Annotated in this window: 28 protein-coding genes; 16 read left to right on the forward strand and 12 right to left on the reverse strand. The window is 71.1% G+C overall.

Features of this window, described 5'->3' with window-relative positions; all coding sequences use genetic code 11:
* Positions 1-9 precede the first annotated feature (9 nt).
* Positions 10-456, forward strand: coding sequence for a MarR family winged helix-turn-helix transcriptional regulator (locus ABT158_RS45190; protein WP_352364598.1), 447 nt, complete (start codon positions 10-12; stop codon positions 454-456).
* Here the strand turns inward: ABT158_RS45190 and ABT158_RS45195 are convergent, their stop codons facing one another.
* Complete coding sequence (locus ABT158_RS45195) at positions 457-1500, reverse strand: LacI family DNA-binding transcriptional regulator (RefSeq protein ID WP_352364600.1); 1044 nt, start codon at positions 1498-1500, stop codon at positions 457-459.
* A 136-nt stretch (positions 1501-1636) separates the two neighbouring features.
* Between ABT158_RS45195 and ABT158_RS45200 the strand changes: the two genes are divergently transcribed.
* The 9 genes from ABT158_RS45200 (at position 1637) to ABT158_RS45240 (ending at position 11856) form a co-directional block, all read left to right on the forward strand.
* Positions 1637-3259, forward strand: a complete 1623-nt coding sequence (locus ABT158_RS45200) for an ABC transporter substrate-binding protein (protein WP_352364602.1) — start codon at positions 1637-1639, stop codon at positions 3257-3259.
* Positions 3229-4194 (forward strand): ABC transporter permease, encoded by a 966-nt coding sequence (locus ABT158_RS45205; protein WP_352364604.1) that lies wholly within the window; start codon positions 3229-3231, stop codon positions 4192-4194. Before ABT158_RS45200 ends, ABT158_RS45205 begins: the two co-directional genes overlap by 31 nt.
* A 22-nt stretch (positions 4195-4216) precedes the next feature.
* The gene (locus tag ABT158_RS45210) at positions 4217-5050 is read left to right on the forward strand and encodes an ABC transporter permease (RefSeq protein ID WP_352364649.1); all 834 of its coding nucleotides are present in this window, start codon (positions 4217-4219) and stop codon (positions 5048-5050) included.
* Positions 5050-6006, forward strand: a complete 957-nt coding sequence (locus ABT158_RS45215; protein WP_352364606.1) for an ABC transporter ATP-binding protein — start codon at positions 5050-5052, stop codon at positions 6004-6006. The genes ABT158_RS45210 and ABT158_RS45215 overlap by 1 nt, the downstream gene beginning before the upstream one ends.
* Positions 5999-6814 (forward strand): ABC transporter ATP-binding protein, encoded by an 816-nt coding sequence (locus tag ABT158_RS45220; protein WP_352364608.1) that lies wholly within the window; start codon positions 5999-6001, stop codon positions 6812-6814. Before ABT158_RS45215 ends, ABT158_RS45220 begins: the two co-directional genes overlap by 8 nt.
* Positions 6811-8223: an amidase gene (locus tag ABT158_RS45225; protein WP_352364610.1), complete on the forward strand. Its 1413-nt coding sequence runs from the start codon at positions 6811-6813 to the stop codon at positions 8221-8223. The genes ABT158_RS45220 and ABT158_RS45225 overlap by 4 nt, the downstream gene beginning before the upstream one ends.
* 10 nt (positions 8224-8233) lie before the next feature.
* Complete coding sequence (locus ABT158_RS45230) at positions 8234-9865, forward strand: amidohydrolase (RefSeq protein ID WP_352364612.1); 1632 nt, start codon at positions 8234-8236, stop codon at positions 9863-9865.
* A gap of 241 nt (positions 9866-10106) precedes the next feature.
* Positions 10107-10727: an O-methyltransferase gene (locus tag ABT158_RS45235; protein ID WP_352364614.1), complete on the forward strand. Its 621-nt coding sequence runs from the start codon at positions 10107-10109 to the stop codon at positions 10725-10727.
* A gap of 199 nt (positions 10728-10926) precedes the next feature.
* On the forward strand, positions 10927-11856 hold the full coding sequence (locus ABT158_RS45240; protein ID WP_352364616.1) for a hypothetical protein: 930 nt from the start codon (positions 10927-10929) through the stop codon (positions 11854-11856).
* A 68-nt stretch (positions 11857-11924) separates the two neighbouring features.
* On the opposite strand, the gene ABT158_RS45245 is transcribed toward ABT158_RS45240, so the two are convergent.
* From ABT158_RS45245 to ABT158_RS45270, 6 genes are all read right to left on the reverse strand, one after another.
* On the reverse strand, positions 11925-12146 hold the full coding sequence (locus tag ABT158_RS45245) for a hypothetical protein (protein WP_352364618.1): 222 nt from the start codon (positions 12144-12146) through the stop codon (positions 11925-11927).
* Positions 12147-12201: 55 nt separating this feature from the next.
* Positions 12202-13083, reverse strand: a complete 882-nt coding sequence (locus tag ABT158_RS45250; protein WP_352364620.1) for a hypothetical protein — start codon at positions 13081-13083, stop codon at positions 12202-12204.
* Positions 13080-13577 (reverse strand): hypothetical protein, encoded by a 498-nt coding sequence (locus ABT158_RS45255; RefSeq protein ID WP_352364622.1) that lies wholly within the window; start codon positions 13575-13577, stop codon positions 13080-13082. Before ABT158_RS45255 ends, ABT158_RS45250 begins: the two co-directional genes overlap by 4 nt.
* A gap of 198 nt (positions 13578-13775) precedes the next feature.
* Positions 13776-14234, reverse strand: a complete 459-nt coding sequence (locus ABT158_RS45260) for an SRPBCC domain-containing protein (RefSeq protein WP_352364624.1) — start codon at positions 14232-14234, stop codon at positions 13776-13778.
* Positions 14235-14491: 257 nt separating this feature from the next.
* Positions 14492-15619 (reverse strand): sensor histidine kinase, encoded by a 1128-nt coding sequence (locus ABT158_RS45265; protein ID WP_352364626.1) that lies wholly within the window; start codon positions 15617-15619, stop codon positions 14492-14494.
* Positions 15609-16241, reverse strand: a complete 633-nt coding sequence (locus tag ABT158_RS45270; RefSeq protein WP_352364628.1) for a LuxR C-terminal-related transcriptional regulator — start codon at positions 16239-16241, stop codon at positions 15609-15611. The genes ABT158_RS45265 and ABT158_RS45270 overlap by 11 nt, the downstream gene beginning before the upstream one ends.
* Positions 16242-16353: 112 nt before the next feature.
* On the opposite strand from ABT158_RS45270, the gene ABT158_RS45275 reads away from it, so the two are divergent.
* The 3 genes from ABT158_RS45275 (at position 16354) to ABT158_RS45285 (ending at position 18681) form a co-directional block, all read left to right on the forward strand.
* Positions 16354-16602, forward strand: coding sequence for a hypothetical protein (locus tag ABT158_RS45275; protein ID WP_352364630.1), 249 nt, complete (start codon positions 16354-16356; stop codon positions 16600-16602).
* A 280-nt stretch (positions 16603-16882) separates the two neighbouring features.
* Entirely contained in the window at positions 16883-17260 is a 378-nt protein-coding gene (locus ABT158_RS45280; protein ID WP_352364631.1) for a RidA family protein, read from the forward strand.
* 26 nt (positions 17261-17286) lie between these two features.
* Positions 17287-18681: an MFS transporter gene (locus ABT158_RS45285; RefSeq protein WP_352364633.1), complete on the forward strand. Its 1395-nt coding sequence runs from the start codon at positions 17287-17289 to the stop codon at positions 18679-18681.
* 987 nt (positions 18682-19668) lie between these two features.
* Here the strand turns inward: ABT158_RS45285 and ABT158_RS45290 are convergent.
* Both ABT158_RS45290 and ABT158_RS45295 read right to left on the reverse strand, forming a co-directional pair.
* Complete coding sequence (locus tag ABT158_RS45290; protein ID WP_352364635.1) at positions 19669-19893, reverse strand: TetR/AcrR family transcriptional regulator; 225 nt, start codon at positions 19891-19893, stop codon at positions 19669-19671.
* Positions 19894-20476: 583 nt separating this feature from the next.
* Positions 20477-20827: a hypothetical protein gene (locus ABT158_RS45295; protein WP_352364637.1), complete on the reverse strand. Its 351-nt coding sequence runs from the start codon at positions 20825-20827 to the stop codon at positions 20477-20479.
* Between ABT158_RS45295 and ABT158_RS51365 the strand changes: the two genes are divergently transcribed.
* Positions 20820-21236 (forward strand): hypothetical protein, encoded by a 417-nt coding sequence (locus tag ABT158_RS51365; protein ID WP_502911622.1) that lies wholly within the window; start codon positions 20820-20822, stop codon positions 21234-21236. The genes ABT158_RS45295 and ABT158_RS51365 overlap by 8 nt on opposite strands.
* Positions 21237-21457: 221 nt before the next feature.
* Here ABT158_RS51365 and ABT158_RS45305 read toward each other — a convergent pair whose 3' ends face one another.
* On the reverse strand, positions 21458-21772 hold the full coding sequence (locus ABT158_RS45305; protein ID WP_352364639.1) for a DUF1330 domain-containing protein: 315 nt from the start codon (positions 21770-21772) through the stop codon (positions 21458-21460).
* 77 nt (positions 21773-21849) lie between these two features.
* Here ABT158_RS45305 and ABT158_RS45310 point away from each other — a divergent pair, with 77 nt between their 5' ends.
* Positions 21850-22572: a TetR/AcrR family transcriptional regulator gene (locus ABT158_RS45310; protein ID WP_352364641.1), complete on the forward strand. Its 723-nt coding sequence runs from the start codon at positions 21850-21852 to the stop codon at positions 22570-22572.
* A 643-nt stretch (positions 22573-23215) separates the two neighbouring features.
* Here ABT158_RS45310 and ABT158_RS45315 read toward each other — a convergent pair.
* Positions 23216-24676 (reverse strand): MFS transporter, encoded by a 1461-nt coding sequence (locus ABT158_RS45315; RefSeq protein WP_352364643.1) that lies wholly within the window; start codon positions 24674-24676, stop codon positions 23216-23218.
* 105 nt (positions 24677-24781) lie between these two features.
* On the opposite strand from ABT158_RS45315, the gene ABT158_RS45320 reads away from it, so the two are divergent.
* Entirely contained in the window at positions 24782-25378 is a 597-nt protein-coding gene (locus tag ABT158_RS45320) for a TetR/AcrR family transcriptional regulator (protein WP_352364645.1), read from the forward strand.
* A gap of 125 nt (positions 25379-25503) precedes the next feature.
* Here ABT158_RS45320 and ABT158_RS45325 read toward each other — a convergent pair.
* Positions 25504-25821 (reverse strand): dihydrofolate reductase family protein (locus tag ABT158_RS45325; RefSeq protein ID WP_352364647.1); only part of this gene is annotated, 318 nt, incomplete at its 5' end.

The following is a 25821-nucleotide window of genomic DNA, read 5'->3' on the forward strand; positions in this document are numbered from 1 at the left end:
CTGTTCGTCATGGCCAGCGTCCCGCCCCGTCCCACCCCCTCGCTGCTGTACGCCGTCAAGCGGCTCGAACTGGCGATCAGGTCGCGCCTGGACGAGATGCTGCGCGGCGCGGGCGTGACCACGCCGCAGTACACGGCGCTCACCGTTCTGCAGCACAAGGACGGGGTGACCGCCGCCCAGCTCGCCCGCGACTCCTTCGTCACCCCGCAGGCCATGGCCGACGTGATCGGCGCCCTCGACCGGCGTCACCTCATCCGCCGCTCGCCCAACCCGGCCAACAAGCGCGAACTGCTGCTCTACCTCACCGACGAGGGCCGGGCGCTGCTCGACGCCCACGCCGAGGCCGCCGCCGAGCTTGAGGACCGGATGATCTCGGGCCTGTCGCCCGGCCAGGCCGACACCTTCCGCACCGCCCTCACCGTGGCGTGGACGACCCTGCGCCCGCCGCGAAAGTGATCACTTCCCGGCTCCCGGCACGGAGCGGGGATCGGAGGAGGCCCGGACGTCGAACCGCGCCTGGAGCAGCCGGCCGCCCTCGACGCCACGGCCCTCGATGAGGTCGACGAGCATCCCGACCGCGATGTCGGCCGTCTCGACCGGCAGGAAGCTGAGCGTGCTGACGGGCGGATCCGTGAACGGCGCCGTGGGGTCCTCCGTCGCGCAGACCAGCAGCAGATCGCCGGGCACCGACCTGCCGAGCTTGCGGATCCTGTCCAGCAGCAGCGACGGGCTGATCTCGACGAGCACGACCAGCGCGTCCGGCGGCTCGGGAGCACTCAGCAACCCCTCCACCGCGGCCAGCGTCGGCTCGAAACCGGGGCCGTCGAGCTGGGCCAGCAACGGGTCGCGGCCCCTTTCCGCACTCCAGTCGAGATAGGCCTGGACGGAATCGCGGTGGTAGCAGGCCGTGGTCGGGGCGCCGACCGCGGCGATCCGCCGGGCGCCCCCCTCCTCCAGGTGGTCGAGCACGCCGCGCAGGGCCGCGCCGTAGTCGAAGTCGACCCACGGCCACGGTGTCCCCGCCACGGCTCTGCGGTCGGAGACCACGGCCACCCCCGCGGCGAGAAAGTCTCCGACCAGCGGATCTCCCTCGACCGGATCCACCACGAACACGCCGTCGAGAGGCAGGTCCGTCCAGTAGTCGTCGGGGCCGGTGGTGGGCAGCAGCACCACGCCGTATCCGTGGGTCATGCCCGCGCGGGTCGTGGCGGCGGTCAGCCGGGCGAAGTAGGCGAGCTCGGTGTAGAACCACGGATGCTCGACGAACTCGCGGGCGGCGAGGCCGAGCAGGCGTGAGCGCCCGGCGCGCAGCCGCCGCGCCGTGGCGTTCGGCCGGTAGCCGAGCCGGCGCGCCACCTGCCGGACATGCTCGCGGGTGGCGTCGGGGAGGCGGCCCGCGCCGTTGAGCGCGTCCGAGACGGTGGTCTTCGACACCCCCGCCGCGCGGGCGACGTCCACCAGGCGCACGCGCGCGGCGACCTTACGGTTTGGCTCGTCCATAGGTCCGATCTTTGCAGGATGTCAGGCGATTCGCCACCTCGCTGACCGTTGCTGAATCGTTCCTTCAGTGTCTTGTGCAGGAACGTTCCTTCACCAATACTCGTGGCACTTTCCCGCACGAGGATGAGGTGGTCCGATGCGTACCGCTCGACTCGCCGTCGCGGCGCTGGCCGTACTGGCGGCCACTGCCTGTGGAGGGGGCGCGGCCGCCCCGAAAGCCGCCGGCTCCGCGACCTTCACCGTCACGGCGGACCTGCCGCCGGCCAAGGGCCCGGTGGACGCCGTGACCTGGGCGCTCTACGCGGAGCCGCAGTCCCTCGACTACGCCTACGCCTTCGATTACCCGCCCAACACCGTGCTCGCCAACGTGTGCGAGCAGCTCATGCGGATCACCCCCGGCTTCCGGGTGGAGCCGGGGCTGGCCGCCAAGGCCGAGTCCCCGGACCCCGGGCGCTGGGTGTACACGATCCGCCAGGGCGTGCGCTTCCACGACGGATCGCCGCTCACCGCCGACGACGTGGTGGCGAGCATGCGGCGGCACATGGACCCGGCGGTGGGTTCGTACTGGGTCTCGTCCTACCAGAACGTCAAATCGGTGGAGAAGACCGGCCCCATGGAGGTCACCGTCCGCCTGAAGAAGCCCGACCACCTGTTCAACGAGCAGATGGGCACCTCGGCCGGGACCATCGAGAGCGCCGCGTTCCTGTCCGCGCAGGGCACCGGGTACGGCACCCCCGACAAGGGCGTGAACTGCACCGGCCCGTACTCCCTCGACAAGTGGGAGAAGGGGCAGGCGATCACCCTGAAACGCTTCGACGGCTACTGGGACCCCGCGCTCAAGGCCAGGGCCGCGACCGTGCGGAACGTCTTCATCTCCGACCCGGCGGCCCGCGTCAACGCCCTGCTCTCGGGCGAGGTGGACGGCAGCTACCTGGTGCCCACCACCGGCTTCACCCGCCTGGGCGGCGCCTCCAGCGGCAAGCTGTACTTCGGCCCCAACACCGCGGCCGTCAGCCTCATCCCGCTCGATCTCAAGGGCACGCTCGGCGACCTGAAGCTGCGCAAGGCGCTGTCCATGGCGCTCGACCGCAAGGCCATTCTCCAGGCCAGCGTGGCCGGGGTGGCCACACCGGCCAAGGCGCCCGCGGCGATCGGCGCATGGGGCATCGCCCCCGAGGCGGCCAAGCAGTACTACGCCGGGCTCCCCGAGCTGAGCACCGACCTCGAAGGGGCCAAGAAGCTGGTCAAGGAGGCCGGCGGGACGGGCAAGAAGATCGTGATCGCCACGAGCACGATGGCTCCCGACATCGGCGTCATCGCCAACGCCGTCCAGGCCGCGGGCCAGGCCATCGGCCTGCGGGTCGAGCAGAAGGCGGTGGCCCCCGACGCCTACTCCGCGCTGTTCTCCGACCCCAAGGCCCGCCAGGGCGTCGACCTGGTCATGACCATCTGGTACGACTCCACCCCCGATCCGCTGGAGTTCTACGGAATCCTGCAGACCGGCAACTTCTCCAACTACGGCGGCTACTCCAACCCCGAGTACGACAGGCTCGTCGACCAGGCGGGCGCCGAGGCCGACCCCGCGGCCCGCGCCGCCGTGGTCGCCAAGCTCCAGGAGATCGCCGTCCGGGACATGGTGTGGATCCCGCTGTACGAGGTGCCGCACAGCATGTTCCTCAACAAGCGGCTCACCGGCGCGCCCACCGGCATCACCCAGCTCGTCTACCCGTGGGCGGCAGTGCTCGGGTCGGCGAACTGATGGGCGCCTTCCTGGCCCGCAGGCTCGCCGGGCTGGTGGCGACGCTGATCGGGGCGTCGTTCGCGGTGTTCTCCGCCGTGTACCTGGCTCCCGGCGACCCGGCCTCCTTCCTCACCCAAGGGCGTTCGGCCTCTCCGCAGGCGCTCGCGGCGATCAGGGCGCAGTACCACCTGGACGATCCGTTCCTCACGCAGTACCTCAAATGGGTCGGCGGCGCGGTGACCGGGGACTTCGGCCGGTCGGTGCAGTTCCGGCAGGACGTGACCGGGCTGCTCCTGGCCAGGCTGCCCACGACGCTCTTCCTGGTCGGCTACGCGGGGCTGCTCATCGTGGTCGCGGGGCTGATCCTCGGCGCCCTGGCCGCGCTGCGGCCCGGCCCGCTCGACCGGATCGTCCTCATCGGCACCGGGGTGGCCACCGCGACCCCCTCCTTCGTCGCGGCGATCGGGCTGATCTCGCTGTTCTCCGTCCAGCTCGGCTGGTTCCCCGCCTTCGGCAACGGTGAGGGACCGGTCGACCGCGTCTGGCATCTGACCCTGCCCGCGGCCGCGCTCGCCCTGACGTTCGCCGGTCTGCTGGCCCGGGTCACCCGCTCGTCCATGCTGGAGGAGCTGGCCCGCGAGCACGTCGAGGTGGCGCGCTCGCGCGGCGTCCAGGAGAACGCGGTGATCCGGCGCCACGTCCTGCGCAACTCCCTCGGCCCGATCAGCACGGTCACCGGCACGGTGATCGCCGGGCTGCTCGTCGCGACCTCGATCGTGGAGACCGCCTTCGGCCTGTCCGGGATCGGGCAACTGCTGGTCAGCTCGGTCACCGTCAAGGACTTCCCGGTCGTGCAGGCCGTCACCACCTTGATCGTCGTCGTCTTCGTGGCGGCCAACCTGCTGGTCGACCTGGTGCAGCCGGCCATCGATCCGCGCCTGCGCAGGGCTTAGTGAAGGAGTCCTCTTGACAGCCGTGACCTTCCACCGCCGCTACCGGCTTCCCGCGGACCGGATGGCCGTCGCCGGCGTCGCCGTCCTGGCCGTCCTGGTGACGGTGGCGATCCTGGCGCCGGTCGTGGCGCCGCACGATCCGCTCGCCATCGACTTCCCGGCCGCGTTGAGCGGGCCGAGCGCCGACCACCTGCTCGGGGCCGACCAGTCCGGCCGCGACATCCTGTCCCGCCTGATCCACGGCGCGCGGGCGGGGCTGTTCGGCCCGCTCCTGGTGGTGACCCTGTCGACGGTGGCGGGCACCCTGCTCGGCGTCCTGGCCGCCTGGACCGGCGGCGTCCTCGACGCGGTCCTGTCCCGCGCCATGGACTTCGTCTTCGCCTTTCCCGCGCTGCTGCTGGCGATCACGCTGGTCGCCATGTTCGGCCCCGGCCTGACCGCGCCCGTCGTGGCGATGAGCATCGCCTACACCCCCTACGTCGGACGGCTGGCGCGCGGCGTCGCCCTGCGCGAGATGTCCCGCCCCTACATCCACGCCTACCGGGTGCAGGGCTGGTCCGGGTGGGTCATCTGCCTGCGACACCTGGTCCCCAATGTCGTCCCGCTGATCCTCGCCCAGTCGGCGATCAACTTCGGCTACGCGCTCATGGACCTCGCGGCGCTGTCCTTCCTCGGGTTCGGCACGCAACCGCCCGTCCCCGATTGGGGCGCCATGATCAACGAAGGGGCCTCCGCCCTGCTCCAGGGCGCCACGCTGCCCGCGCTGGCCCCCGGCGCGGCCGTCGTGATCACGGTGGTGGCCTTCAGCGTCGTCGGCGAGGGCATCGCCGACCGCGTCTCCGGGAGGGAGCGCTGATGCTCCGGATCGACGATCTGACCGTACGGCTGGCGCCCGGCCAGGCGGCCCGGCCCATCCTGGACGCGGTGTCGCTGCGCGTCGCCCAGGGCGAGGCCGTCGGGCTCGTCGGCGAGTCCGGGTCGGGCAAGTCCGTCACCTGCCGGGCCGTGCTCGGCCTGCTGCCCGGACGGACCGCCGTGAGCGGGCGCGTCCTGGTCGACGGCCAGGACGTGCTGACGCAGACCGCCGCAGGGCTGCGCGACCTGCGCCGCCGCCGAGTGGCGATGATCTTCCAGGATCCGCGGGCGTCGATCAATCCCGTCCGGCGGATCGGCGACTTCGTCACCGAGGGACTGCGGGCGGGCGGGCTGCCGTACCAGCAGGCTCTCGATCGGGCGGAGGGGCTGCTGGAGGCGGTGGGCATCGAGGACCCGAAAGCCGCGCTGCGCCGTCACCCGCACGAGTTCTCCGGCGGGATGCTGCAACGGGTGATGATCGCCGGGGCGCTGGCCGCGGAGCCCGACCTGCTGCTCGCCGACGAGCCGACGACCGCTCTGGACGTCACGACGCAGGCGGAGGTCATCGCGATCCTGTCCCACCTGAGGACCGCGCGCGGGATGGGCATGCTGTTCGTCACCCACGACCTGGAGCTGGCCGCGGCCATCTGCGACCGCATCTACGTGATGTACGCGGGCCGGATCGTCGAGGAGCAGGCCACCGGCGAGCTCTTCGCCCGGCCCCGGCACCCGTACACGGCCGGGCTGCTGGCGGCCACGCCCCGGCTGGAGTCGCCCGAGCCGCCGCACGGCGTGCCCGGCAGGCCGTTGTCACTGGCCGAGTCCCCGGCCGGGTGCGCCTTCGAGGCCCGCTGCGCTCTGGCCGTCGAGCGATGCCGGAAGCACCGGCCCGACCTGGAGATCCTGGAACGCGCGCAGGTGGCGTGCCTGAGAGCTGGAGAGCCGGTCCATGACTGAGAACGTGCTGGAGGTCGAGGGGCTGCGCAAGGCGTACGGCCACATGGCGGCCGTGGACGGCGTCTCCTTCTCGCTGCGGGCCGGCGGCTCGCTCGCCGTGGTGGGGGAGTCGGGGTCGGGCAAGACGACGACCGCGCGGATGCTCGTCGGCCTGGAGCTTCCGGACGCCGGGCGGATCAGCGTCGAGGGCCGGAACCGCTCGCGCGCCCCGCGGGGCCGCCGGGCCAGGCTGTCGCGGGCGCGGGAGATCCAGATGGTCTTCCAGGACCCCTACCTCTCGCTGGATCCGCGGATCAGCGTGAGCGAATGCGTGGAGGAGCCGCTACGGCTGCATTTCGCCCTGGACAAGCAGGCCCGGCGGGCCCGGCGCGAGGAACTGCTGGAGCGCGTCGGGCTCGGCGAGCGGGAGGCCGCCGTACGGCCCAGGCGGCTGTCCGGCGGCCAGCGCCAGCGGGTCGCCATCGCCCGCGCGCTGGCCACCGCGCCGAAGGTGCTGATCCTGGACGAGGCCACCTCGGCGCTCGACGTGTCCATCCAGGCGCAGATCCTCGACCTGCTGGCGCGGATCCGCCGCGACCTCGACATCGCCTACCTGTTCATCACCCACGACCTGGCCCTGGTCCGGCACGCGGCCGACGACATCGTCGTGCTCCACCGCGGCAAGGTCGTCGAGGCCGGGCCGACCGCGCAGGTCCTGGCCGCCCCCCAGCACCCCTACACCCGCCTGCTGCTGCACTCCGTGCCGCGGCCGGGCTGGGATCCCGCCCAGATCGCCGCCGACCGGCGCGCCCTTCAGGAGATCATGTGAGTGAGCTCGCACACCTGTCCGCCACGCAAGCCCTGAAGCTGTTCAGGACCCGGGCCCTGTCGCCCGTCGAGCTCATGACCGCGGTCATCGAGCGGGCCGAGGCCGTCGAGCCGCGGGTCAACGCGCTCAGCGAGACGATGTTCGACGAGGCGCTCGACCAGGCCAGGAAGGCCGAGCGCGCCTACCTCGGCAACGGGTCGCCGCGACCGCTCGAAGGGCTGCCGGTCGCCACCAAGGACGAGCAGCCGATCGCGGGCAGGCGGGCCAGCGACGGTTCCCTGGCCTACGCCGGGCACGTCGCCGACACCACCCATCCGGTCGTCGAACGGGTCGTCGCCGCCGGCGGGATCGTCCACGCCCGCACCACCACGCCCGAGTTCTGCTGCGCCGCCTACACGCACTCCCGGCTGTGGGGCCTCACCCGTAACCCCTGGAACCTGGACTACTCGCCCGGCGGTTCCTCGGGCGGCGCGGGCGCGGCCCTGGCGTCGGGGACGGCGACGCTCGCCACGGGGTCCGACATCGGCGGGTCCATCCGGCTGCCCGCCGCGGCCACCGGCACGGTCGGATACAAGCCGCCTTACGGGCGGGTGCCCGCGATGTCGCCGTACAACCTGGACCACTACTGCCATGACGGGCCGATGGCCCGTACCGTCGCCGACTGCGCGCTCCTGCAGAACGTCATCGTCGGGCCGCACCCGGCCGACGTCGTCTCCATCCGGCCCGCCGCACACATCCCCGAACGCCTCGGCGACGTCGCGGGGTTGCGCATCGCCTATTCCCCCGACCTGGGGAACTGGGAGATCGAGCCGGACGTCGCGGCCAACACCCGCGCGGTCGCCGACGCGCTGGCCGCGGCCGGCGCCGTCGTGGAGCAGGTGCAGGTGCCGTTGCGGCGCGCCGACGTCATGCGCGCGGCCTTCATCCACTTCGGCGCCATCTTCGGCCCCATGGTCGCCGGCGTGGCGGCCACGCACCGCGACGAGCTCACGCCCTACGCCCTCGCCTTCGCCGAGGACTCGCGCGCCGCGCTGGCCCGGGACGGCTTCCTGGCCGGGCTGGAGCTGGAGGGCCGCATCTACGCCGTGCTCGGCGACCTGCTCGACCGGTACGACGCGCTGATCTGCCCCACCGCGGGCACCGCCGCGCTGCCCGCGGGCGAGGACTACGTGGACACCAAGCTGACGGTCAACGGGGTCCAGCTCGACCACTACCTGGAGTACTCGCTGACGACCGTCTTCAACATCGCCAGCCGTTGCCCCGTGCTCAACGTCCCGTCCGGTCTCGCGTCGAACGGCGTGCCGACAGGGGTGCAGATCGTCGGCCGCAGCTACGACGACGCGACGGTCTTCCGCATCGGCGCCGCCGTCGAACGCGTCCTGCCGTGGCCCACCCGCCCGCAGCTCTGAGGAGACATTCATGACTTTTGCCGACACATCTGCCGACATCGTGTTCCTCAACGGCCGGGTACGCCCCATGGCCGGCGCTCCCAGCCGCGCGCTGGCCGTACGCGACGGGCGGATCCTGGCGCTCGGCGAGGTCGAGGAGGTGCGCGACCTGGCCGGCCCGCGGACCGAGATCGTCGATCTGGCCGGTCGGACCGTGCTGCCCGGGTTCCAGGACGCCCACGTGCACCCGGTGCTGGCCGGGCTCACCGTGACCCGGTGCGACCTGCACGAGGCGCGGGACGCCGCCGACGCCCTAGCCGTCGTCCGCGCGTACGCCGTGGCCAATCCCGAGGTGCGCTGGATCTCCGGCGGCGGATGGTCCATGGAATGGTTCCCCGGCGGCACGCCGAGCCGGATCGCCCTCGACGAGGTCGTCCCCGACCGGCCGGTCTACCTGACCAACAGGGACGGGCACGGCGCATGGGTCAACACCGAGGCCCTGCGGCTGTGCGGCGTCCACGACGGGACCCCCGACCCGAACGACGGGCGCATCGAGCGCGAACCGGACGGAACCCCTCAAGGAACCCTGCACGAGGGCGCCGCCTCGCTCGTGGGCCGGCACCTGCCCGAGCCCACGGACGAGGACCTGCTCCGCGGCCTCCAGGCCGGCCAGCGACGCCTGCACCAGGCCGGAGTGACGGCATGGCAGGACGCGATGGTCGGCCCGGAGGTCCAGCGCGCCTACGAAGCCGCCGCCGGCGCCTCGATGCTCACCGGGCGCGTGGTCGGCGCCCTGTGGTGGGATCGGGACCGGGGCGAGGAGCAGATCCCCGAACTGCTCGCCCGCCGTACCACCACCGGACGGTTCAGAGCCACCAGCGTGAAGATCATGCAGGACGGCGTGGCGGAGAACTACACCGCCGCCATGACCTCCCCCTACCTGGACGGCTGCGGATGCCGGACCGGCAACAGCGGCATCAGCTTCGTCGGGCCCGAGGACCTGCGCGCCTACGTCACCCGGCTGGACGCCGTCGGGGTCCAGGTCCACGTGCACGCCGTCGGCGACCGGGCCGCCCGGGAGGCGCTGGACGCGTTCGAGGCGGCCCTCAAGGTCAACGGGCGCAAGGGCAACCGGCACCACATCGCCCACCTCCAGGTCGTCCACCCCGACGACGTGCCGCGATTCGCGGCCCTGGAGGTCACCGCCAACATCCAGCCGTTGTGGGCGGCGCACGAGCCGCAGATGGACGAGCTGACCATTCCCTTCCTCGGCGACCGGCGCGCCGCCTGGCAGTATCCCTTCGGCGACCTCCTGCGCTCGGGCGCGGCCCTCGCCGCGGGCAGCGACTGGCCGGTCAGCGCCCCGGACCCGTTCCTCGGCATCCACGTCGCCGTCAACCGGATGCTCCCCGACGGATCGGGGCGGCCGTTCCTGCCCGCGCAGCGCCTCTCGGTGGCGGCGGCCCTGTCGGCGTACACGATCGGCACCGCCCGGATCAACCACCTCGACACCCGGACCGGGACCATCGAGCCCGGCAAGCTCGCCGACCTCATCGTCACCGACGCCGACCCGTTCGCCGTACCCCCCGGTGACCTGGGCGGCATCACCGTCCTCGCCACCTACGTGGAGGGACGACAGGTGCACACGCATCCCTCCTTCTGACCGCTCGCCACCGACGGAACCGGCTCCGTCCTCTCCGCCCGTCGCGGCGGAAGGGGCGGCGGCCGCGTTCGTTCAACACGGGTCCGCCGAGCAAGAGCGCGTGGTCGAAGAGGCCCGGCCAGTCGCCGTGACGTCCACCGGCGTGGCCGAAGCGATCCAGCACCAGTTCGTCCGCGGGCCCTCGGTCGGCTGCTTCGACCGAAGGGTGCCGTGGGGCGGTCGGCCGGCTTAGCCTGGACCGATGTCACTTGAGGGCACGGCGGCGTACCCCGATCTCGCGCAATTACCGCCTCTGGTGCGGCGGGCGGTCGAGATCGCCCGGCGGGCGGGCTTCGGGACGTCCTGCCGTCCCGAGCAGGGACGGTTGCTGCTGGCGCTGGCCGCCGGGGCCGAGATGATCGGCGAGACCGGGACGGGGTGCGGGGTGGGGCTTGCCTGGCTGGCGTCAGGGGCGCGGCCCGGGACCCGGTTGGTCAGCGTCGAACGGGACGCGGACTCGGCGGCCCTGGCCGCCGAGGTGTTCTTCGATCAGCCACAGGTGTCGGTCGTCCACGGCGACTGGCGGGAGATCCACCGGGACGCGCCGTACGACCTGCTCGTCCTCGACGGAGGCGGCCAGGGCAAGCACGGCGAGCCGCCCGCCGACCCCCACCGGCTGCTCAGGCCCGGCGGCACGCTGGTCATCGACGACCTGACCCCGGCCCGGCACTGGCCGCCCCGGTTCGACGGGAGCGTCGACCGGACCCGGATGCACTGGCTCGACCACCCCGGCATGGACACGGCGGAGCTGCGGCTCGCACCCGACCTGGCCGCGCTGGTGGCCACCCGCCGCTTCGCCGAGGCACCCGACCGGGAACGTTGATCTGCGCCCGGGCGGCGGTGCGGTTCTCAGCGAGGAGGGGTTCGCGCCGGCGCCCGGGCCGGTCGCCCATGCGGCGGGGACGTCTCCACGACCCGCTTGCCCGATTCATGACGATGTCATGTGCAGCCGGTGATCACGTCTCTGGTTCGTGTCGCGCCTGACCAGCAGGGTTGTTCTCAGTCGATCTGAAGGAGACGTCATGACTTCCCTGCGCTGGAGAACCTGGCACGGCCCGCTCGTCGCCTGCGCCCTCGCGATGGCGGCGCTCGCGTTGGTGAGCGGCGTCGGCCTGGTGGTCGATGGGCGGACCGTCATGGGCGAGGGGGTCTGGCTCAAGCCGTTCAAGTTCGCCGCCTCCTTCGCCCTGTACGCGCTCACCCTCGCCTGGATGATCAGCCAGGTCGAGCGGTGGCGGCGGACCCTGTGGTGGCTGGGCACGGTCACGGTGACGCTGTTCGTGCTGCCGGAGATCTCGGCGATCACCTTCCAGGCGGTACGCGGGGTGCGCAGCCACTTCAACTTCGCCACCACGCTCGACAAGTCGGTGTTCATGCTGATGGGAGGGGCCGCCTACCTGGGCTGGGCGCTCACGCTGGCGCTGGGGATCTTCCTGGTGATGCAGCGCCGGGTGAACCGGGCGATGGCCTGGGCGATCCCGCTGGGGGTGGCGATCTCGCTGGCGGGCATGTCGGTCGGCTACCTGATGACCGCGCCGACGCCGGAGCAGGCGCAGGCGCTGGCCGGCGGCGTCAAGCTGATCACGATCGGCGCGCACACGGTCGGCGCGGCGGACGGCGGCGCGGGCATGCCGCTGCTGGGCTGGGCGACCGGCGGCGGCGACCTGCGGGTGGCCCACTTCGTCGGGCTGCACGCGCTGCAGGTGCTGCCGCTGATCGCGCTGTGGGTGCGCCGGGTTCCGCTGGTGATCGTGGCCGCGTTCGGTTACGCCGGTCTCACCGGGCTGCTGATCTGGCAGGCGCAGCGTGGCCAGGCGCTCGTCCACCCCGACGGCACCACCCTGCTCGCCGCCGGCGCGCTCCTGGCGGTGGTGGTCGCGGCAGCGGCGGCCGTCCGGGTCCGTTCCACGTCGCGTCCGCGGCTGACGCAGGCGCTGGCCGCCCGTTCCTGACAGCACGGCCCCGGATGTGACGCGCCGCGTACCGCGACGCGTCACATCGGCGCCTCCGGCCGGACCGGTCAGCTCGCGGCCGCAACGGCGGGCCTGTCGTCCGTCCAGCCGGCCTTGTACGCCGTCACGCCCGACTTGCCGAGCACCTCCTTGCCGCCGTCCTTGAGGTCGGTGTACTGGGCCGCGCCGAAGCCGCCGACGCCCCGTCCCGGTCGCCGTCGGGCAGTGGCGCGGCCAGCCGCCGCGCCGGGGGCGAACGTCCCGCGCTTCTCGAACGCGGCCAGGAACACCTCGGCCGCGAGATCGTCCGCGGCTTGCCGGTCGAGCTGGAACAGGCTTCCTCGCTCACCAGCCGGCGGTGAAGTAGTCGATGCTGGTGTCTTTCCAGGCCAGCGCGTACAGCAGGACGGCGTCAACGGCCATGACCAGCAGCGCCGTCAGCACCGCCGGGCCCACGTCGGGTGGCGCGGAGGCCAGCAGGTCATGCCGCGGGATCGAGGCCCGCCACAGGCCGATCACCGTGACCGTCCCGGCTGCAAGGGCGAGGGCGAGCAGGGTGACCGCATAGGCGCGCGCCCACAGCCTGCCCTTGAGCAGCCCCCTGACCAGCGCCACCGCCATGGCGGCGATCGCCAGCGGCGGCATCGCGGATCCGCCCGCGTTCACTGCCAGGTCCACCGTGGCGATGACTCCCACCAGAGCGGCCGAGCCCAGGCAGACGGCCGCCAGGACGACACCACCCGGCGCCCGCCCCCGGGCCCGCGCGGCGGTGCGGGCCTCGGCCCTGCTGAGGCCGCGCCCCCGCAGGTAGGCGTCGGCGTCCTGGCCGTAGGGCAGTCTGGCCACGACGACGGCCGCGACAGCGTTCACCAGGATGGCCAGCCAGACCGTCGCAGGCACTGAGGAGAGCCCCGCCACGCCGATCGCGAGGATGACCAGGAACGCCGCCAGCAGCCACGCGGCGATGGCCAGCACCGGCCTGGCCGGACGCACGCCCAAGTGCACGGCCACCGCCGCGGCGAGCATCGGCAGCGCCAACAGCAGCACCAGCGGCTGTATGCCGTCCCAGTCGTCGGCCGCCAGGAGCCCCAGCTCGATCATCTGATGCACGATCGACAGCTCCGCGAGCAGGCCGCCGGCCAGCAGGTAGGACAGGAACGCGCAGGCGTGCACGGTCTCGGGCACCATGCGTCGCCCGGCCCGCGTCGCCGGAGCAGAAGCGGTCATGCCGGGCATTCCTGCTTGATGCTCCACGCGGCGGACCGGCCCCAGCCGATCTTCGCCGGGTGACGCTGTCCGTTGTCGTCACCGAACCAGATGCGCGTCACACCCGCGCGCCTGGCGATGACGCGCCACGACCAGACGGGCCCTTCGTCGAGGGTCACGACGTCGTTGCCCCGGGAAGGTCGCGCGTTGCCGTACTCGAAGTGGAAGTTGATCTGGCCGGTGGCGAGGTTGCCCTTGGGCACGTAGAAGGAGTAGGTGCACGCCTCCCTGCGGGAGTAGGGCTGATAGCCCACCTCCAGGCAGCGGTGCGAGCCGTTGGCGTAGGTCCAGTTCACAGACGTGCCGTTGTCATCGACTCCGGTGTTGTACTGGGCGTCCTTGCCGCCCGCGCAGCCCTGGGCGGCGTTGCCGAAGTCGAGCACTGTCACCTTCGGTTCCAGGAAGGAGACACGAGGCCAGGCGGCCTGGACGGGGGCGGCGGAGACAGTGGTCAAGATCAGGGCGGGAACGATGACTGTCAGGGAACGCGACAAGGTGGTCATGGCTCTCCAGCGGGGGTGTCAGGAACGTGTGTGCCAGGGATGGCGGAGGATCAGCGGCGTTGTCGCCCACGGTGCTGGAGTGGGCAACGCCGAGACGAAACGCGCAACGGCAGATGAGACACGTTGTGCGCAGGCCGGGCGTGGAGCAGCTCAGGAGGTGACGGCGGCGATCAGCTCGAAGGTGAGGCCGAGCGGTTCGCCGGTCTCGACGAAGGTCTTGAGGTTGGCCAGTCCCATCGGCCAAGCCCGTACGGTGAGGCCGGCCGTCACACTGGCGGGGTCCAGCTGGTCGTGCACCACGTGCACGTGCGTCAGGTGGGCCATCTCGGTGAAGGTGTAGATGACGCGGGAGGCCGGCTCGGCCCGTGCGGCCGGGTTCCACTGCTCCTGCCAGGTGCGCACCAGCCGATGGGGGGCCTCGGCCGCCAGCACGATGCCGTCGACCATGACCGGGCCTTCGCCGATTCTGCTGGGCAGGCGCGAGCCTGCACGCCAGTCGGATTCGATGGTCGCGCCGAAGTTGATGTGCGGGCTGAGTTCAGGGTCAGTGAAGGTCTGCCACACCTGCTGAGGTGTGGCACGGATATAGGTGTCGAAGGTGTAGGTCATGGGGGCTCCGAGGACGACGAGGCAAACGAGGAATGGCCGGGGGTCAGGTTGCGGCCGTCAACGGCAGGCCGGTCTCGACCAGGGTTTTCAGAGCACTCAGGATCCACGCCCATCCCTCGCCGCCGTTCTGTGAGGCTGGATGCCCGTTCCCGGCACGGCGTGCCGTCGACGTGGTGCGGTGGGGCTTCATGCATGCCAGTGTCCGGAGGAAGATCTCATCCGAACAGTCGTGAATTAGGGGGACAGCAAGGGTGGTGTCATGAGGGGACACGGAGTTCGACCAGGGTGCCCTCACCGCGTGCCGAGTCGACTACGGTCGTGCCACCGATGTCGGCGATCCGGCCTTCGATCGACTCTCGCAACCCCAACCCCGCACCCCGCGCGTCGAAGCCGTCGCCCTGGTCCAGGACGCTGACCACGATCTCCCCGCGACGTGCTTGGCCGTGCACAACGGCCTGGTCCGTGCCGGCGTGCTTACGAACGTTCGTCAACGCCTCCCGTACCGCGCCGGTCACCGCCTCGACCGTGGCGATCGGCAGAACCACGTCGGCGGACTTCAGGCCGGAGGCGTGCAACTGGACGTTCAGCCCTGCCTGGTTGGCCTGTTCGACCACTTCCTCCAACGCGGTGACCAGGTTGTTGCCGGCGCTGTCGTGCTCGCCCCGCACGTAGCGGCGCAGCCACCTCGCTTCCGCGGCCACGTGCCGCCTGACCTGCTCGTCGCTCACCCACCCGTCGCGGACCAGGGCCTCCAGGGTCTGCAGGACCCGGTCGTGCAGGATGCGGCCGTTCCTGGCACGTTCCTGCTCAGCGGCCAGCCTGGCCACCTGCCCGCGCGCCTCGTCCAGTTCGGCGGCGTTCCTGCGCAGCAGGGAGGTGACGAACCAGGCGATACCCGCGTTGACCCAGAACCCGATCGTGTGCGGCAGCGCGCCCAGCCAGAAGAAGCCACTCGAGGCCTGCATGTACAAGTAGGCCGCGGCCAGCGGCGCGGTGGCCGCCAGCGCGCCGGGCAGCGTGCGCACGCACACGCCGATGCCGATGGACACCAGCAACATGTACGGCAGCAGGAAGTCGGGGCCCGACCCGCGGAGCGCGGCGCCGGCGACCACCGTCATCCCGACGCCGACCCCGGCGGTCAGCACGGCGTCAGCCGCGACGAGCCGGCCCGCCGGGGGCCGGCGGCGAAGCCGGCACGCCACGACCACCACGGCACTTGTCAGCCCGAGCACCGCCAGCGCGCCGCCGAAGCCGGGAATGTGCCGCCGCCAGCCACTGTCGCCCACGTAGTTGAGCGCGACCACCTCGGCCAGGGCTCCTGCGCGGAAGAGGATGACCGTCCAGGCGAGCACGGCGTCGGTACGGGCGCCGGCCTCACTGGCCACGGATGGCTCGCTCGGCGATCCGGTCCAGGGCGGCGGCGATCAGCTGGGCCTTGTTGCCAACCTGCAGCTTGCGCCTGATCCGCTCCACGTGGGTGTCGACCGTGGACTTCTTGATGCCCATCCGGCGGGCGATCTGGTCGTAGGTGAAGCCTTGCGCGATATGGATGAGCACCTCCTCCTCGCGCGGCGCCAGCGGCACCTCCGGGCTGGGCTTGGTCAGCGTCGACAACCGCGCGTGCAGGATGTCGGCCAGCTCGGCCGACAGGTAGAAGCCGCGGGCCGCCACGACGCGGATGGCGCTGGCCAGGAGCTCGGCGGGTTCGCTCTTGGTGACGTAGCCGCGTGCCCCGGCTCGTACGGCGGCCACCAGATCGGCGGGTCTGGCCGAGGCTGAGATCACCAGGATGTTGTACAGCTGCGACAGCTCGGCGATGGCGGGCACGCACGGCTCGTCGTCCCCCAGATACAGGTCGAGCACCAGCACGTCCAGCTCGGGCTGGGTGCCGACGGCTGCCAGGTCGCGCCCGCTGAGCACGACCGCGAAATCCTCCGACTGAGCCAGGACGTGTTCGAGCCCGTGTCGGATGAGATCGTGATCGTCGATGACACCGATCGTGATCATGTCCCGCTCCTGCATAAGCCACCGTGACCCAGGAGATGATCTCATGGCAAGTCCCACATAGCAGGGACAATGGGGGACAGGAAGAGAGCGACGGCGGCGGCCCTCGTGGTGCATGGAGCGCCTGGCGCAGAACCTCGCTCACCATCGATCTGCCGGCCCGATCGACGTACGGGCCAGCGGCTTGGCTGCCTGCGCCGCGCTTGTGGCCAGCGGAACGTTCGTCATCTGGACCGAGCCGCCGAGCGCGTCGCTGTCCATCACCTGGGCGCGGCGTTCACAGCTGACAGAACGCCAGGCCGGGACTTCCCCCTCGAACGTGGACGCCGATTTCGGGCGGCAGACTTCAGGCTATCTGTCGTGATCCAGCCAAACTGGCGACAGGCGGCGTCCGTCATCGCTACGGCCAGCGGCGGCCCGGCCAGCCATGCGGTGAGGTCGGCAGGCTGGTGGAGGCCCTCGAAAACTTCGCGCCGCCCCTCACCAGCGGTGGGGGAAGTCGAGGCAGACGGCTCCGGCATCGAATCGGAACGAAGCGGCCCTTGGGGGCGCGCAGGACCCGTCCGGTTGCGTGCATCCGTGTGACACCACTATAACTGGTGTCACTTGTGAAACCCCTATAACTGGTTTCTAGGAGAGAACACATGACCGTCCGTCACATCAACCCCGAAGGTCTTCACCGCAGCCCGGCTTTCAGCCAGGCCGTCGTGATGGAGCAGCCGGCCAATACGATCTACATCGGCGGCCAGAACGGCGTCGACGACGACGGCAAGGTCGTCGGCCCCACGGTGGAGGAGCAGTCCAGGCAGATCTTCCGCAACCTCGCGGCCATCCTGGAGAGCGAGGGCGCGACGTTGGCGAACATCGTGCACCGGCGCATCGCCGTGGCCGACGGCCACAGCTTCGCCGCCTTCCAGGAGGCGTGGAACCGCAACGACCCGCCGCCCCCGATCACCGTCCATGCCGTGACCGGTCTCAACCCGGGCTGCCTGGTCGAGATGGACGCGGTCGCGGTCGTCTGACCCCGCCGCGCACGAGATCCCAGATCATGACCGAACCCGCCGGTGCCCCGACGTACGAGCGGAGCGCCACACCCCTCTGGCCGATCCTCACCCTGGTCTGCGTGGCGCAGTTCATGGTGGTCCTCGACGTGTCGATCGTGAACGTCGCGCTGCCCGCCATGGACACCGCCCTCGGCCTGGGACTGGAGGGCCTGCAGTGGGTGGTCAACAGTTACACCCTCACCTTCGCCGGGTTCCTGCTGCTGGGTGGGAGAGCGGCCGACCTGTTCGGACGCAGGCGCACCTTCGTCGCAGGGCTGACGATGTTCACGCTGGCCAGCCTGGCCGGCGGCCTCGCCACCACCGCCGAGGTGCTGATCGCCGCGCGGGGGGTTCAAGGTCTCGGCGCGGCGGTGATCGCTCCAGCCACGCTGACCATCCTCACCACCACGATCCCCGCCGGTCCGGTACGGGTCAGAGCCATCACCACCTGGGGCGCGGTCGGGGCGGCGGGTGGGGCGGTGGGCTCACTCGCCGGAGGCCTCCTCACCGACTACCTGTCGTGGCGCTGGATCCTGCTGATCAACACACCGCTTGGAGCGGCCGCGATCATCACGGCGCTGCGCCGGCTCCCCGAGAGCCGCGACACCGGCGGCGGCAAGCTGGACCTGCCCGGCGCGATCACGGTGACGCTGGGGCTGTCGGTGCTGGAGTTCGGGATGCTGCAGACCCCGGCGCATGGCTGGAGCTCGCCGCGCACCTGGGTGCCGATGGGGGTGGGCGTGCTGGCGCTGGCCGTGTTCCTGCTGGTCCAGGCCAGGTTCGCGCGGGCACCGCTGATGCCGTTGCGGCTCTTCCGCTCCCGCGCGCTGTCAGGCACGCTCCTGGTACAGGTCCTGCTGGGGGTCGCGGGCTTCGCCGTCTGGTACTTCCTGTCGCTCTACATGCAGCAGGTCCTGCACTACAGTGCGCTCCAGGCGGGCCTGGCGTTCCTGCCGCACACCCTCGCCATCATCGTGGCCGCCAAGAGCACGCCGTGGCTGCTCGGCCGGGTCGGCCTGCGTCCCTTGCTCGCCGCGGGGACGCTCATCGCCGCGGTCGGCTTCGCCTGGCAGGCCACGATCACGCCGGACAGCGGCCTGCTCACCGGCCTCCTCCTGCCCGGCGTGCTCATCACCGGCGGGATGGGCCTCACCTCGGCCCCGATCGCCATGACCGCCACGGCCGGAGCCGCCCCCGGCGAGTCGGGGCTGGTCTCCGGGGTCCTCAACACCTCCCGCCAGGTCGGCGGCTCCCTCGGCCTCGCGGCCCTGACCGCGCTGACGGCAGGCGTCAGCGGACCGTCCTCGGGGTACGGCACTGCGTTCTGGGCCTGCGCCGGGGTCGTAGCCGCAGCAGCCCTGGCCGTGCTCGCCGTGCCGAACAGCCCGGCGAACGGTTGAGGGATCAGCCCCCTTCGAAGCAGGCGTACAGGCTGCGGAGGCGACCGTCGAGGACCCGAACCGAGAGGATGGGATGGCCTGCGCCCGATTCAGCGCTCGTGGCGTTGATGAGAAGTCGGCACGCTGCCGGCCGACCGGTGGAGGTGCAGTGGTGAAGAGGCAGGTCACCCTCCGCAGGCCGAGCGATCGTGCGCGGGCCTCTGGTCATCCGACTGGGACGACCTGCTCAAGACCGTCGGCGCAGGCCAGGCCGGGGTCGCGGCAGTCGCCGAGGCCCTGCCCTTCGATGACTCGCCCAACCTCGTCCACCTGCCCGTACTGGACGCCCCACCGGTCTCTTGGGTGCTCGGGCGGCAGAGAGCGACCTCATCCGCCGCTTCGTCAAGACGGCCTGGGACTCTGATCATGGAACTGCGTGGCATGGTGTTCTTCCTGACGTTGGGCGAGGAGCTGCACTTCCGCCGGCCTGGGAGACAGGATTCGAGCGGTCTTTGGGCTTCGGGCCGGCGAGCCGCTCGTGCACGAGCTCGAACCGGCGAGGATCGCCAGGCCGCCGACCTCACCACCGTGCGGGCCAGACCGGAGACACCTTCCGCCTGACCTGCACCTCAACCCCAATGTTCACACGACTCCATGCTGTTCCTGAGATCCTCAACCCAAGAGATGAAGAGGCCGGCGCCTCCATGGACAGTCAGCGGTGGCACCCGCTGACGGGACCTTCGCTCGGATACTCGTCATGCTCCTACACCCTCGCCCTACCCAATCGCCCCGGCGCGGGCGAGGACGATGAGGAGATCTGACGATGCGCGACCGTGCTGGTCAGCTTGCTGATCGTTCAGCGCGTCCATGTGGGGCCGGAGTCTCTGGCGGTCACTTTGTGTGGTCGCCAGAGCCAGAGCGGTTCCAGGTTCTTCCGGCTTCGGTGCGGGCGTGGATGGCGCTGTCGAGCACGGCGATCGAGGCCACGGTGTCGTCTCGACGTGTTCTTCAGGGGGTGGGTGCGGTGAGGTAGCGCTGGATCGTGGGTCCGACCCAGTTCACGATCTCCTCATGGGTGAATGCCACACTCGCCGGGAAGCGCAGCATATAGCGCGTCAGGGCGAGTCCCAGCACGGTCGAGGCGCATAGGGCCGCCCTCAATGGCGCCTGTTCCGGCTCGGGCCCCATCCGACGGGCCAACGGGATCAGCTGATCGCGCAGCACGCTCTGCATGCGATCGGCGACGGCGCAGGTACACCAGCAGTGCGATGGAACGGAATCCGGCGTCAACCACCTCCGGAAGACCACAGCGGCAGGGGGTTACTGACCTGGGAGGACCCCGTTAACGCCGGATTCCGTTCCGAATCTCTGACCCCCGAAGACCGTCCACGCCTTCGACGTCGTGACGGCGCTTGGTCGGCGATCCGGAGCGGCGGCGTCGACGGCAACATCGCCTCCGAGGCCATGTCGAGAAGATGTGGCTAGGAACAATGGCCACCAGGCCCACCTAAATCGACACCTCCCCATGCAGCGCCCGGATCCTGGTCGTGGAGACCACGCTCACCATGCCGATCTCCCTGGCGGCGTCCGTCTGCCTTTGCAACGCGGTCAGGATCTTGGACGCTCGGGCCCTGGCTGCGCTTGTGGACCGTTTCCCCGGTCGCCAGCAACTCCCGTTCCGCGCGTTGGGCGAACGCTGCCGCTCCCATCGCATCCAGGGCGCGTATGGCGGCCTCGATCAGTTCGGGGAGCACCCACACGGTGAAGCCGACCCGTCCGGTTCGGCGGCTCGGTGCGCGGCGTCGGCGGCCGCACCCTACTCGCCATGGCCCAGATCGAAGCGGCCCGCGAACAGTTGGTGAGCGGCGGAGGAGTTCAGCGCGAACGGCAAGACCGTGAGCAGGCCGCCCTCACGGGCCGCCTCGGCCAGACCGCCCGCCATTGCCGCGCACGCCTCGTCGTCCCACACGTCCATGGCCAGCTGGCAGGCCAGCCGGCACCAGGCGATGTTCTCGCGCCGAAAGCCCTCGCGGCGGAAGGTCGCGAGCGCCCGCCGCACCGACGGCAGCCCCTGGACGTACTCGCGGGTCGCCCGGGTGACAAGCACGTCGAGGAACTGGTCGACCGCCCGGACGGGATGATCATCGACTGGTGCGAGCGTGCACACCCGTGTGCTCCTGGCCTCCGCCACCAAGCGCCACCAGCATCGTCTTCGCCGTCGAACCCGCCGCGATGGACTGGGCCACAGCCGCCGCGTTGCCCGCTGCGACCTCGATTTGCTGCACGTCACCGACGCCGACACCCTGCTCATCCCCGGCGCGGCGGGCGCGATCGGCACCGTCGCGGTCCAGCCGGCCGTCGCCCGCGGCGGCACCGTCATCGGCACGACCTCCGCCGCCAACCACGACTACCGGCGTTCGCTCGCGCCGTCCCTGTCTCCTACGGCGACGGGCTCGCCGACCGCGTCCGCGATCGGGCCCTCCCGCCCGACGCCGCCCGCATCCTCGCCGAACTGGCCGAACACATCGTGGACGGCACCCTGCGGATCACCATCGCCGCCGCGCTGCCCTGGCTGACGCCGCCGAAGCCATGCGACGCAGCGAAACCGGCCACACCCGAAGAAAGATCGTCCTGCACTGCTAAGCCGCCCTCACCCGGTTCGTCGCCGTCGTGGACAGCTACTTTGCGGCTCGTCGGATGTTCCCGACCCCAAGGCCCGCTCGGCGGGTCGGTGTCGTCGACCCGGTCCACCCACGGCCTTTGACAAGCGCACGGGGGTCACCTCCCCGGAGAGTTCCTAGGAGGGAAGGGTGAAGCCTTCGGGTGGGGAGCCTTCGACGAAGAGCAGGCCGACGCGGGCCTTGCCGTCTCGGATCTGCCTGGCCCGCCGGTACTCAGGGGAGTCGTACCACTGCCGGGCACGGTCCATGTCGGGGAACTCGATGATCAGGAGCCGGGAGGAGGCCCAAGTGCCCTCGGCGGGTTCGGGCACGGGGCCCGCGACCAGGTAGCGGCCGCCGTGGTCGAGGATCGACCGCTGGGCAACGGGGGCGTAGGCCCAGCCGGCCTCCTCATCGAGCACGTCGACGTTGGCGATGACGTAAGCAGGCATGGAAACTCCGTTTCATTCGGACACGGCGTGTACTTTTGACTCGCCGAAGGGTAATGCATCCCTGTAACCTGTTCAAGGTGGGCATCGATGAGAGCGACCGTGCCGGGGGCATGATGAGCCGCCGGGAGCGGCTGCGGGTGGAGACGAGCCGGGAGATCAAGTCCATCGCGCTGCGGCAGATGGCCGAAGGCGGGCCGGGCGCGATCTCGCTGCGGGGCATCGCCCGCGAGATGGGGATGACCGCGCGCGCGATCTACAGCTACTTCCCCACCCGGGACGACCTGATCACGGCACTGATCAGCGAGATCGCCGCCTCGCTCGCGGATGCGCTGGAGTCCGCCAGCAACGCGGTGCCCGACACCGACCCCGGTGGCAGGCTGATGGCCTGGGGCCGGGGGCTCAGAGAGTGGGCCCTGGCCCATCCGGAGAGCTTCCGGCTCTTCTACGGACATCCCGTCCCGGGCTATCAGCCGCCCGAGGACGGGCCGGTCGACCAGACGGCCCGCCGTGTGTGCCGCGAGCTCACCCGCCTGGTGGCGGCCGCGTGGCCGCATGCCCGGCGCCACCAGCCCGAAGACACCTCCTGGTCCGACCTCCATCCGGACTACGCCGCGAAGATCCAGGGGGATCTCCCCGACGTGCCGCCCGCCGCGGCGGCCCTCGCGCTGCGCGTCTGGGGCCGGATGCACGGCCTGGTCGCCCTGGAGATCGACGGCCACATCCACCCCGTGGCAGGCAACCCGGCCGCCCTGCACCGCGCCGAGATGCTCGACCTGGTCAGGTCGCTGGGCCTGGGCTGAGCCACGTCGGATCACGCCACAAAGAGTGACGGTTCGCTACGCAAGCTATTTCGGCCCTGGGGGCACGTTCGGGAGAACACCCGCCGGTACGGGCTCGTGCCCGATTCCTCGGCGAACCACGCCACCGAACCCGCCTGGGACGGACGGCGGATGGTGGTCGCCCGCTCCGCCGATCACATGAGGCAACTCCGCGCCCAAGCGGCCGCCCGGCCCTGCATCGACGCCGAACCATGGGCCGGGAAACTCCTTCGCGCGCTTGAAGTCGCCAGGCGGGACAATCGGGCCGAGATCTCGGCCGGAGACCTACAGAACGCGCCGGGCTCACCCCGGAACGATTCCTCGCCGCGGTGCAGTGGCTGGAGCGCGACGACCCGTGACCTCGGCGGCCCGCTGATCAGCCATAACCCGCAGTCGCTACCGGCCGTTCCGATCCTCCTCGCGAGCCGATTGCCAAGTCGCCACTTCCGGTCTGGTGGGTGGCGTCGCGCCGCCAGTCTGCCTCGCCGAAGAGCAGGCGCGCCCCTCGGATTCAGGCGGGGCCGCTGCTCCCTGGAGTCGGGGGCAGAGTGTGGTGGAACGGAGAACGTGCACCGGGTCCCGTTCCCGTGTCTCATCGCTGGCGTAGATGAGGCTGCTTCCTGCATCATCGGGTGGGCTCCTCTGCGGCTGCCGGAGCCGATCGGGTCTTCATGATCAGGGCCAGGAGGATTGCGGCGGCGGTGAACACGGCGGCGACGGTGAACGCCGCGGTGATCCCCTCGGTGAGCACCTGATGGGCCGGTCCGCGCGAAGCGCGCGTGGCCGCGCCGAACACCGTGACGAGGATGGCCAGCCCCAGCGCACCACCGATCTGCTGCATGACGTTGAGCAGGCCCGAGGCGGCGCCGGCATCCTCGGCTCGGATCCCGGAGGACAACACGGTGGTGGCTCCCACCAGCAAGATGCCCATGCCGAGACCGGCGATCATCATGGGGCCGAGCAGCGCGGAGGCGTAGTCGGTCTGCGGCGTCAGCCGCGTCATCCACAGCAGGGCCAGGCTGATCGCCCCGGCGCCGACGGCGATCAGCGTCTTGGCGCCCAGGCGCGGCAGCAGCCGGGCCGCCGCACCGGAGGACGCAAGGATCACCAGGGCCAGCGGCACGAACGCGAAGCCTGCCTGCAACGGGCTGTATCCGCGGACCTGCTGCAGGAACTGGGTGAGAAAGAAGAACATGCCGTTGCCCGCGGCCAGCACGAACAGCAGCACGACGTAGCCGCCGGCGCGGTTGCGGTCAGCGAACAGCCGCAGCGGCACGATCGGCTGCCGGGCACGGGATTCGACGGCCACGAACAGGAGCAGCAGGACGGCGGCCACGCCGAGCACGCCGAGCGTGACCGCGTCGCCGAAGCCCTGCTCGGCGGCGCGGATGAAGCCGTAGACGACCGCGGTCATGCCGAGCGTCGAGGTCAGGGAACCCGCCACGTCGAAGCGGCCCGGGTGGCGGTCGGTCTCGGTGACGACCAGCGGGGCCAGGATCAGCAGGACGACGCCGATCGGCACGTTGATGAACAGCACCCACCGCCAGGAGATCCAGTCGGTGAGCATGCCGCCGGCGATGAGGCCGATCGCGGCGCCGGAACCGGAGACCGCCGCGTAAGCCCCCAGTGCCCGTGCCCGGCGCGCGGGGTCAGGGAAGCCTACGGTGATCAGCGCGAGCACGGTCGGTGCGGCGACGGCGGCGCCGATTCCCTGACCGGCACGGGCCGCCAGCAGCATCCCGGCCGATGTGGCCAGTCCTCCGGCCAGTGAGGCGAGGGTGAAGACGGCCACTCCGCCGATGAGCGCCCGCCGTTGGCCGACGATGTCGCCCATGCGACCGCCGAGCAGCAGCAGACCGCCGAAGGCCAGCATGTAGGCGTTGAGCACCCAGGACAGGCCGGCTGCGGAGAAGCCGAGGTCGTGCTGGATTGCGGGGAGGGCGATGTTCACCACGTTGGTGTCCAGGATGAACATCGTCTGGCAGATCAGCACGATGGCGAGCACCAGGCCGGGGTGGCGCTGGTGCGGGGCGGCGCCGGCCGGCCCGGATCCCGTTCTCGCCGCATGTGTGCTGTGCTCGGTCATGGCACTCCTCGGAATGGTGTCCACAATAAACGAGGAACCTCCTCGCTTTCGGTGGGCTAACATATGAGGAGGTTCCTCGTTTTGGCAAATGTGTGGAGGGTTCCCGTGGCGGATCGGTCGACGCAGGCCCGGCCCGTAGGGCGCAAAGATGCGCGACGCAATTACGAGCGGCTCCTGACGTCCGCCCGGGCGGCGTTCGCCGAGCACGGCGTCGGCGCCTCGCTGAACGACATCGCGCGCACCGCCGGCGTCGGCAACGTGACCCTCTACCGGCACTTCCCGACCCGCCAGGCGCTGCTGGAGGCGCTACTGGGCGAAAGCCTGCGCGGCTTGCGGACGCGCTCGGACGAGCTGCTCGCCTCGCCGTCCCCGAGCGGAGCGCTGATCACCTGGCTGACGGCCGCCGTCGAGCACGCCACGGCCTATCGCGGCCTGGTCGACGCCCTCGTGGACAGCCTCGCCGACCCCGCGTCCGAACTCCACGCCACCTGCCAAGCCGTCAAGGCCGCCGGGGCGCAACTGCTGACCAGGGCCCAGCAGGCGGGGGCGATCCGGCCCGATGTGGGCGCGTCGGCTCTCTTCTCGCTGATCGCTTCCGTCGCCTGGGCTGTGGAGCGGACCCCCGAGCACCGTGATCAGCTTCTGGCCGTCATGTTCGACGGGCTCCACCACCGAGTGGATGAGCCGACCCAAGCCCGTTGATCCAACGAGGTGCGAACGGCCTCGGCCGGCACCTTCACGAGCCCCGAGGCGGCCGCGCACCACGAGGCCGTCTCCGGCGCCCGCCCCGTCGCCAGGGAACGGCCAACGTGCCAGGATGAATCACGTCAAGCCGTAACTCGCGTGGGCCGGTATCGCAGGGCGACCGCCCCCGACCGGAACTCACGGCGGCCCAGGGGCTCGAGCTGGATGCGCTCGCGCAGACCGGCGAGCAACGTCGGCCCGTGTCCGGCAAGGACCGGCTGCACAAGGAACTCGTACTCGTCGATCAGTCCCAGATCTGCCAACGCCAGGGGGAGCGTCACGCCACCCACCCACAGGCCCTCGCCAGACTCCTGCTTGAGCCGCTGAACCGCTTGCCCGAGGTCGCCTCGCACCAGCTCGGCATTCCAATCGACCGCGCTCAGGGTGCTCGACACGACGTA

Source organism: Nonomuraea sp. NPDC001636, from assembly GCF_040298265.1.
Classification (GTDB): Bacteria; Actinomycetota; Actinomycetes; order Streptosporangiales; family Streptosporangiaceae; genus Nonomuraea.